The organism is Rhizobium deserti (assembly GCF_004358025.1).
In the GTDB taxonomy this organism is placed as follows: Bacteria; Pseudomonadota; Alphaproteobacteria; order Rhizobiales; family Rhizobiaceae; genus Neorhizobium; species Neorhizobium deserti.
Genome location: NZ_SMTL01000005.1, coordinates 254169 through 260668, shown reverse-complemented (window position 1 = coordinate 260668; position 6500 = coordinate 254169). Strand labels below are relative to the sequence as shown.

The following is a 6500-nucleotide window of genomic DNA, read 5'->3' as shown; positions in this document are numbered from 1 at the left end:
CTCGATCCGCTGCAGATCACGCTCGCTCATCGCTATCAATCCCATCTGCTCGTCTCCGCGTTGCCTAACGCGGGGAGTGTGACACTCTAACTTTGCAGAAACAGGACATTTTAACTTTGCGGCTACAAACCAGAGATCACATAAGGTAAATTATGGAACTCGGACGCGATTGTAAGAAACTGGGCGTGTTGACCAACGCGGTTTGCCAGCTCGACCTCGCGCATAAAAGTCGTTTGTTCCAGCATCTCTTCCGCTGGAGGGATTCTGCTCTCATTTCAGCTTGCATAATAGAACATGTCCGTGTTGCTGCATCTGCTTGCGATACTTAGCTTACAGAACCGCACATCCGCGTGAAGCACGGCTCCCGCGAAGTTCATCAACTCGCCTTAGGGGGCATTCATGACGGCATTTCGCCTTTCGACCTTGAGCGTCAGACCCAGCCGCCAAAAAGCATTTGGTGCTACTTTCGGCCTTCTTGCAATGCTGTTGGCGGGACAGGCGGCAGCCGAAGGTAAGATCAGGATAGCCCAGCAATTCGGTATCTCTTACCTGATCCTGGACGTCGTTCGGGATCAGGCGCTGATCGAAAAGCATGGTAAGGCTGCTGGCGTCGATATCCAGGTCGAGTGGGCCAGCATATCTGGTGCAACCGCGATGAACGAAGCGCTTCTTGCTAATAATCTCGATATCGTATCGGCAGGCGTGCCTCCGGCCTTAACGATGTGGGATCGCACCAAGGGCGACGTCAAGCTGGTAGCAGCTCTCGGGTCGCTGCCGAACTACCTGCTGACGACCAACCCCAACGTCCACTCGCTCAAGGATTTCAGCGAGAAGGACCGTATCGCCGTGCCTGCTGCAGGCGTTGGCTTCCAATCGCGCACCCTGCAGATCGAGGCAGCCAAGATTTTCGGTGCGAACGATTTCCAGAAGCTCGACCAGATTTCCATCAGCCTCCCCCACCCCGACGCAACCGCGGCACTCATTTCAGGTGGCACAGAGGTCAATTCGCATTTTTCGTCGGCTCCCTTCTATTATCAGGCGCTGCAGGCAAACAAGGCAGTGCACAAGGTCATCAGCTCCTATGACATTCTTGGCGGCCCCGCGACGTTCAATGTTCTCTACACCAGCACCGCTTTCCACGACAAAAATCCCAAAACCTATGCGGCCTTCTATGCCGCGCTGCGAGAAGCTGCAGACTGGATCAATGCAAATAAGCAGAAAGCTGCGGAGGCCTTTATCCGTCAGCAGGGTTCAAAGCTTTCGCCGCAGCTCGTCCTCGATATCATCAACGACCCCGAGAACGACTTCACGATCAAGCCTCAGAACACCTTCGTTTACGCGGCCGAGCTGAACAAGCTCGGCGTTCTGAAAACCCGAGCGGCTTCGTGGAAGGATTATTTCTTTCCCGAGGCGTACGGCGAAAACGGCAGCTGATACTGCATCGCGACCTTCACGGCCGACAACCGGTTTGCAATCGCAAACCGGTTGTCGGTTTTCAAACCTACGGAATTCAGATGCATGACATGACTGCGCCCGCTCGGGAAAACCGAGTTCCGCCTTCCCAGCCTCTTCTTTCCGTGGAGGGGGTTACGCTCGAATATCATGCACCGGGGCGGATAGTGCGGGCCACGCAGAATGTCAGCTTCGATGTCTGGGAAGCCGACCGCTTCATTCTTCTCGGCGCGTCGGGCTGCGGCAAGTCGACCTTGCTGAAGGCTGTAGGCGGCTTTATCGCGCCGAGACAGGGCCGCATCCTCTTGGACGGACGCCCGGTGAGCGGACCGGGCCCAGACCGCGTCGTGGTTTTCCAGGAATTCGACCAGTTGCCGCCATGGAAGACGGTCCGCGAAAATGTTGCTTTTCCGGTGCGCGCTTCAGGCCGGCTCGAGCGTAGGGAGGCTGCCGAACGGGCCGACCACTATATCGAGAAGGTCGGTCTCAGCCGTTTCGCGGACGCCTATCCGAACACTTTGTCCGGCGGCATGAAGCAGCGTGTGGCGATTGCCCGCGCGCTTGCCATGGAACCGCGAGTGCTGCTGATGGACGAGCCCTTCGCCGCTCTCGATGCCCTTACCCGGCGCAAGATGCAGGAGGAGTTGCTGGCGCTTTGGGAAGAAGTGCGCTTCACCCTCCTCTTCGTGACCCATTCCATCGAGGAAGCGCTGGTAGTGGGCAATCGCATCGCGCTTCTGTCGCCCCATCCCGGCCGCATGCGGGCCGAGATAAACGCCCATGAATGGGACATGCAGAGCGGCGGAAGCCCTCAGTTCCAAGCGGCGGCCAATCGCATTCACCGCCTTCTTTTCGAGGACGCCGAAGCCGTTGATGGAGCCGAGGCATGACGGACGTGGTGCGCATGGATGCAACCATCGGCAGCCGAGTTTCGCCGCCTGTCCGACCTGAATACGAGCTTCCACTCGAGCCGCTTTCGGAGGCGAAATCCGAAGAAACGCTCCCGCTGTACCAGCGCCTCTGGCAGTATACCTGGCTGCGCAAGAGCCTGATCCTGCTCTGCCTTGCGCTGCTCTGGGAGATCGCAGCCCGGCTGCAAGGAAACGAGTTGCTGCTGCCGCCCTTTTCCGCCGCCATCAAGGCCCTTTTCGAGGATATTTCCAGCGGTATTATCCCGGCGCGGGCGCTTAATTCGCTCAATGTGCTGGTCAAGGGTTATGCGGCAGGCGTGGTTCTGGCCTTCGTGTTGACATCGCTGGCCGTATCGACCCAGATTGGCCGCGACCTCCTCTCCACCCTCACCTCCATGCTCAATCCCCTGCCGCCGATCGCGCTGCTGCCGCTGGCGCTCCTGTGGTTTGGGTTGGGGCAAGGAAGCCTTGTCTTCGTGCTGATCCATTCCGTGCTCTGGCCGCTGGCCTTGAACATGTATACCGGCTTCACCGGCGTGCCGGAAACCTTGCGAATGGCGGGCCGAAATTATGGGCTGCGGGGGCTGCGCTATGTGCTTCTGATCTTAGTGCCGGCCGCACTGCCATCCATCATTGCCGGGCTGAAGATCGGCTGGGCATTTGCCTGGCGGACCCTGATTGCGGCTGAGCTTGTGTTCGGCGCCTCGTCCGGCAAGGGCGGGCTCGGTTGGTATATCTTCCAGAACCGCAACGAACTCTACACCGACCGCGTCTTTGCCGGCCTGATCATGGTCATCCTGTTCGGTCTTCTGGTCGAAAACGTGCTGTTCCGTCAGTTGGAGAAGAGAACCGTAGCAAGGTGGGGAATGACGCGCTAGCGCGACCAGGAACATGCAAGAATGACAGCAGAACAGAAATACGTGGTCGGAATTACCGACCATATGATCGGTGCACCCGATCTTGAGGCCGACGTCCTCGGACCCGATGTCGAGATCGACTTCTTCGACAGCAGGGATGAAGCATCCTTTTCCGCCGACCGGCTTTCAAGGCTCGATGCCCTGATGGTCTGGGGTGCACGGCTCGGGGCCCAGAGCATCGCGCATCTGAACCGCTGCAAGGGCGTCGTTCGCTATGGTGTCGGCTATGAGAAGATCGATCTCGCCGCGCTCGCCAGCGCCGGCATCCCGTTCGCCAACAACCCGGATTACGGCACCGAGGAGGTCGCCGATCACGCACTGGCAATGATCCTGTCGCTGCACCGGCGGCTCTTCGAGCATGATGCGCGCGCCCGCAGCTATACGTCCGGGTGGCAGGTCCACAGCCTGAAGCCGCTTGCCCGCTCGACCCGGGCAACTGTCGGCGTCATCGGCGTCGGGCGGATCGGCACGGCGGTCGTCAACCGGCTAAAGCCCTTCGGCTTTCACGTCCTCGGATACGATCCCGGTCAGCCGCCTGGACATGAGAAGGCGATTGGCTACGAGCGGGCCGGACGGCTGGATGAGCTTCTTGGCCGCTCCGACATCGTTACCCTGCACTGCCCGGCCACTGCGGAAACACGCGGCATGTTGAACGGTGATGGCTTTGGCCGCCTTAAGCCGGGAGCGATCGTCGTCAATACGGCGCGGGGTGAACTGATCGACGATCTCGATGCGCTGGAACAGGCGCTGCGGAGCGGCCATCTCGCCGCTGCCGCCATCGATACTCTGGTCGAGGAACCGCCCGGCGATCATGCCTTGCTGAGAGCTTGGCGCGATCGGGAGGAATGGCTGGCAGGGCGTCTGGTGATCACCCCGCATAACGCCTTCTATTCCGATCATGCAGCCATCGAGATGCGCCTGAACGCGGCAAAAACGGTCAGGATATTGCTCGATGAAGGACGACTTCGAAATCAGGTGACAGACAGATCATGAGCAGCCATTCCGAGTTTCTTTGGTATATTCCCAACGACGTGAAGGCCGGTCATCGCGGCGACGCGGCCGATCCGGACCATAACAGCCTGGACACGCTGACCAGCCAGGCGAAGGCTCTTGAGCAGCACGGCTGGAAAGGCGCCCTGATCGGCACCGGCTGGGGCCGGCCGGATACGTTCACCATCGCGACGGCGCTGGTGGCGCGGACCACGAGCTTCGAGCCTCTGATCGCGGTTCGTCCCGGTTATTGGAAACCTGCGAATTTTGCCTCGTCAGCGGCAACGCTTGACCAGCTGAGCGGCGGGCGCGTGCGGGTCAATGTCGTGTCCGGGCCGGACCAGCTTGCTGCTTATGGCGACGAGGAAGGGGACCAGGCGCAGCGTTATGCCCGCACCAAGGAGTTCATGCGGCTCGTCCGCAAACTCTGGACGGAAGAAGATGTCACCTTCACCGGCAGTCATTTCCAAGTTGCTGGCTCCACCGTGGCGCCGCGGCTTGCGCCGATCGGTGATCGGCGCCATCCCAAGCTTTATTTTGGCGGCGCTTCCGAGGCTGCCGAGCGGGTCGCAGCGACTGAGGCCGATGTACAGCTCTTCTGGGGCGAACCGCTTGATGGCGTGCGGCAGCGGATTGACCGGTTGAAAGAACTCGGCAAGACGCTTGATCGCGACCTACCGCCGCTCGAATTCGGGCTTAGGATTACTACTCTGGTGCGTGACACGACAGAGCAGGCCTGGGCGGATGCCGAAGCCAGGGTCGCGAAGATGGCCAAAGGAGCAGCCGGAAGCTGGCAGGATCATCGTCATGGCGTCGCCGTGGGCCAGCAGCGCCTCCTGGACCTCGCCCGCCAAGGCGACGTTCTGGACGACAATCTTTATACCGCGCCTGGCAAGTTTGGCGGGGGTGGAGCGGGAACGACATGGCTTGTCGGATCGGCGGAAGATGTGGCCCGCGCGCTGCGCAAATATGAGCAGCTGGGCATCACCCATTTCATACTCTCCGACACACCCTATCTAGCGGAAATCAAACGCCAGGGCGACCAGTTGCTTCCACTTCTCGTCTAGCCTTCGGAAATATGCAGCTGATCTTCTGCAAAGGCCGCTACTATAACAGCCAGAGCAGTCCCTGGTATTTTGAAATCGTATAATTTTAATCCGATTATAGCCCAGAATTATATTGCAGTGCGGCAGAAGCGGTGGAACTATGACGGGATAACAGGGCCGCAAAGGCTCGAACCGCCAGTAGGAGAACATCGATGAACCGCATGATCAAGGTCGGCCTTGCCGGCCTCGCGACGCTTATTGCCTGCAGTTCCCTTGTGTCCAGCCCCGCCTTCGCGATTGATGACACCATCAAGACCGCAATCGACGGCACTTTTGCCCCGCATGCCATGCCCACGCTCGATGGGAAGCTGGAAGGCTTCAATGTCGACCTGATCAACCTGATTGGAGAGCGGCTCGGCAAGAAGGTCGACCTCACCGGCGCCCAGTTTTCGAGCCTTATCCCGGCGCTGCAGGCAGGCACCTACGACTTCCTCGCCGCTCCCGTAACGGTGAACAAGGAGCGTTCCGCTAGTCTGCTTTTTACCGAAGGCTTCATGGACACCAATTTCAGCTTCGTTGTCCCGGCCAATGCCGGCGACTTCAAGACGCTAGAAGACTTCAAGGGCAAGACCATAGCCGTCAACAAGGGCTCCGCCTATGACAGCTTCCTGCGCGAGAAGGAAAAGGAATACGGGTGGAAGGTTGAAAGCTACGGCACCAACTCGGATGCCGTCGCCGCCGTGATGTCGGGCCGCGCCGATGCCAATCTTGCCGGTAATACGGTCGCCGCCTGGGCGGTCAAGCAGAACCCGCGCCTCAAACTCTCATACGAATACTCCACCGGCTTAGTTTGGGCCTTTCCATTCCGCAAGGGCGACGAGGCCAATCGCGATCTGGTCGAAAAGGCGATGGAATGCCTGAAGCTTGACGGCTCGATGGCGAAGCTGTCGGAAAAGTGGTTCGGCGTCACACCAGTCGCTGGCACCACCATCGTCACCCCGACCAAGGGCTTTGGCACGCCCGGTTTCGACGGCTATGTCGAGAACGATCACAAGGCATCCTGCGACAATCTGAAGTGATCGCGAAGCCTCGGCAGACGGGTGCTTCCGCCGGTCTGCCGAGGCTTTAGAGGGATCCGGCAAGTGCCTGCCTGATCCCCGTTTCGCAATCGTCGGTCTCGACGT

The 6500-nt window shown here is 59.5% G+C and carries 6 protein-coding genes; all 6 read left to right on the top strand.

Going from position 1 to position 6500, the window contains the following annotated elements:
* The first annotated feature begins 399 nt into the window (after positions 1-399).
* The 6 genes from E2F50_RS18650 (at position 400) to E2F50_RS18625 (ending at position 6395) form a co-directional block, all read left to right on the top strand.
* Positions 400-1434: an ABC transporter substrate-binding protein gene (locus E2F50_RS18650; RefSeq protein WP_133317670.1), complete on the top strand. Its 1035-nt coding sequence runs from the start codon at positions 400-402 to the stop codon at positions 1432-1434.
* Positions 1435-1514: 80 nt separating this feature from the next.
* Positions 1515-2342 (top strand): ABC transporter ATP-binding protein, encoded by an 828-nt coding sequence (locus E2F50_RS18645; protein ID WP_161974234.1) that lies wholly within the window; start codon positions 1515-1517, stop codon positions 2340-2342.
* Complete coding sequence (locus tag E2F50_RS18640; protein WP_245515468.1) at positions 2339-3241, top strand: ABC transporter permease; 903 nt, start codon at positions 2339-2341, stop codon at positions 3239-3241. The genes E2F50_RS18645 and E2F50_RS18640 overlap by 4 nt, the downstream gene beginning before the upstream one ends.
* A gap of 21 nt (positions 3242-3262) precedes the next feature.
* Positions 3263-4273 (top strand): C-terminal binding protein, encoded by a 1011-nt coding sequence (locus E2F50_RS18635; RefSeq protein WP_133317669.1) that lies wholly within the window; start codon positions 3263-3265, stop codon positions 4271-4273.
* Positions 4270-5337 (top strand): LLM class flavin-dependent oxidoreductase, encoded by a 1068-nt coding sequence (locus tag E2F50_RS18630; protein ID WP_133317668.1) that lies wholly within the window; start codon positions 4270-4272, stop codon positions 5335-5337. The genes E2F50_RS18635 and E2F50_RS18630 overlap by 4 nt, the downstream gene beginning before the upstream one ends.
* A 191-nt stretch (positions 5338-5528) precedes the next feature.
* The gene (locus tag E2F50_RS18625; RefSeq protein WP_133317667.1) at positions 5529-6395 is read left to right on the top strand and encodes a transporter substrate-binding domain-containing protein; all 867 of its coding nucleotides are present in this window, start codon (positions 5529-5531) and stop codon (positions 6393-6395) included.
* Positions 6396-6500 lie beyond the last annotated feature (105 nt).

Bases quoted from the DNA above. Each gene is read 5' to 3' on its own strand.
- E2F50_RS18625 (WP_133317667.1), top strand. From the start codon at position 5,529: ATGAACCGCATGATCAAGGTCGGCCTTGCCGGCCTCGCGACGCTTATT.
- E2F50_RS18635 (WP_133317669.1), top strand. From the start codon at position 3,263: ATGACAGCAGAACAGAAATACGTGGTCGGAATTACCGACCATATGATC.
- E2F50_RS18630 (WP_133317668.1), top strand. From the start codon at position 4,270: ATGAGCAGCCATTCCGAGTTTCTTTGGTATATTCCCAACGACGTGAAG.
- E2F50_RS18640 (WP_245515468.1), top strand. From the start codon at position 2,339: ATGACGGACGTGGTGCGCATGGATGCAACCATCGGCAGCCGAGTTTCG.
- E2F50_RS18645 (WP_161974234.1), top strand. From the start codon at position 1,515: ATGCATGACATGACTGCGCCCGCTCGGGAAAACCGAGTTCCGCCTTCC.
- E2F50_RS18650 (WP_133317670.1), top strand. From the start codon at position 400: ATGACGGCATTTCGCCTTTCGACCTTGAGCGTCAGACCCAGCCGCCAA.